The sequence below is a fragment of the Kitasatospora sp. NPDC057223 genome, assembly GCF_042669755.1.
Taxonomy (GTDB): Bacteria; Actinomycetota; Actinomycetes; order Streptomycetales; family Streptomycetaceae; genus Kitasatospora.
This window is the reverse complement of the sequence record NZ_JBHUWW010000105.1, coordinates 1-2,182: the sequence shown is the minus strand read 5'-3', so window position 1 is coordinate 2,182 and position 2,182 is coordinate 1. Positions and strand designations below refer to the sequence as shown.

The following is a 2,182-nucleotide window of genomic DNA, read 5'->3' as shown; positions in this document are numbered from 1 at the left end:
GCCCCGACCAGCAGGCAGCACCCGGGCACAGGACCACGCGCCGGCCCCGACCGACAGCACCCGGACAGGGCAGGACCGGCCTCAGCCCCGGCCGCCGGCCCGGCCGGCACACCGCACCCCCGCACCCCGGAACACGCCGGCCAGCGATCAGGCCGACACCCGACCAGCAGGCAGCCCCCGGGCACGGGACCACGCGCCGGCCCCGACCGACAGGCAACCCCGGACAGGGGCAGGACCGGGCAGGACCGGCCTCAGCCCCGGCCGCCGGCCCGGCCGGCACACCGCACCCCCGAACCCGAGACACACCCCACCCCACCGCACCGCGCCCGGGAACGGACGGCCACGGGATCAGGCCCTCGCCCCGACCGACGGCTCCACCCGCAGCAACGCCGCCGCCCGCGGAGTGGCCACCGCCGGAAGGAGATACCGCCACAGGGAAGCGATCCGCTCCGGCAGGTCGGCCCGCCTCGTCGCCGCGTTCGAGAAGATCTGCGTCCCCGTGTAAGCCCCCACCAGCACCGTCGCGAACTCCTGCTCGTCGACACTCTCCAGCAGCTCACCGCACTCCCGCGCCGCAACGAGCTGCGCATGGAACTGCTGCACCCACTCCTGGTACGCCGTGTCGTCCTCGATCCCCAGCTCCCCCTGCTCCACCGCCAGGCGCACACTCGCACGGAACAGCACATTGCGCTGCAGCTCCCCCGCGATGTGGAACGTGATGTCGATCAGCCGCTGCAGACCGTCCGGCCCCGGCGGCAACCGGATGAACTCCTGCTGACTGGCCATGACCGCGTGCGCCAGCCCCTCCTTCGACTTGAAATGAAAGTACATCCCGCCCTGCGTCGCCCCCGACCGCTGCATGATCTTGCTGATGCTGGCACCGCTGTAACCGCACTCGTCGAAGACCTCGGCCGCCGCGTAAAGGATCACCTCACGCGTCCTCACGGCTCGTTCCTGCTTCGGTTCAGCCACAGCCAGGCCCCGCTTCCGCTCGACAAACAAAACGAACACCCTCTATTTTACAGACGAACCTCGGTCTAGGGTCAGGGTGTTGCACCATGGACGCCACGGGAGTGGCGCACACCTCGAGCAGAGCACGTCCGACCAGGTGGCCCACAGGCCACCGGTCCCACTTCGCACGCCAAAGGGGAGCGGCATGCTTGTCACCACGGAACCTCATGTCGGAACACAACCCGCACTCACCACCACAGTGGCCAAAGAGTACGTCCACCGCACATCACTGTCGGAAGTCTTCCTCACCGGCTGGCGCGAAACCGGACCCGACACCTTCACCGTCACCGCCCAATGGCCCCGCAGCCACAGCTTCTACACCAACGACCACCACACGCACGACCCGCTCCTCCTGTGCGAAACCATCCGCCAGACCTTCCCCCTCCTCACCCACACCGCCTACAACGTCCCCTTCGGCCACCAACTCAGCTGGTCACACTTCCAATTCCAACTCAACCCCCACGCCATGCGCATCGAACTCACCCCCGCCGAAATCGAACTCCACGTCACCGCCACCGACATCAGATACCACCGCAACCTCCCCGCCTCCATGACCATGCACTTCACCGCCCACCGCAACGGCCAACCCCTCGCCACCGCCACCACCCACTTCCACTGCCACAACCCCAACGTCTACCAACGCCTACGCGCCGGCCGCGCCGAAACCACCCACCAGTTCAACAACGCACCCCCACCACCCCACCCCCTCACCCCCACCACCGCCGGACGAACCCACCACCACGACATCGTCCTCTCCCCCACCCCCCACCCCCACCACTACCAACTACGCGTCGACACCCACCACCCCGTCCTCTTCGACCACCCCGTCGACCACGTCCCCGGCATGCTCCTCCTCGAAGCCGTCCGCCAAGCAACCAACACCCTCACCACCCCCCAAAAACCCCACATCATCACCCACATGAACATCACCTTCAACCGCTACGTCGAACTCGACACCCCCTGCTACATCCACGCCCACACCACCCCCACCCACAACACCCACAACCCCACCACCCCCACCACCCCCACCACCCACCCCACCAACCCCACCACCCACCCCATCAACCCCACCAACCCCACCACCCACCACATCACCGCCACCCAAACCAACACCACCACCTTCACCGCCCACACCCACACCACCCCCCTCTAACCCACCACACACACCCAC

General features: G+C 67.7%; 2 protein-coding genes. One reads left to right on the top strand and one right to left on the bottom strand.

The features are described 5' to 3' along the window. Positions 1-348: 348 nt before the first annotated feature. Complete coding sequence (locus ACFUK0_RS29335) at positions 349-972, bottom strand: ScbR family autoregulator-binding transcription factor (protein ID WP_380255490.1); 624 nt, start codon at positions 970-972, stop codon at positions 349-351. A 184-nt stretch (positions 973-1,156) separates the two neighbouring features. Between ACFUK0_RS29335 and ACFUK0_RS29330 the strand changes: the two genes are divergently transcribed. After that, positions 1,157-2,164, top strand: a complete 1,008-nt coding sequence (locus ACFUK0_RS29330) for a ScbA/BarX family gamma-butyrolactone biosynthesis protein (protein ID WP_380255469.1) — start codon at positions 1,157-1,159, stop codon at positions 2,162-2,164. The last annotated feature ends 18 nt before the right edge of the window (positions 2,165-2,182 follow it).

Bases quoted from the DNA above. Each gene is read 5' to 3' on its own strand.
- ACFUK0_RS29330 (WP_380255469.1), top strand. From the start codon at position 1,157: ATGCTTGTCACCACGGAACCTCATGTCGGAACACAACCCGCACTCACC.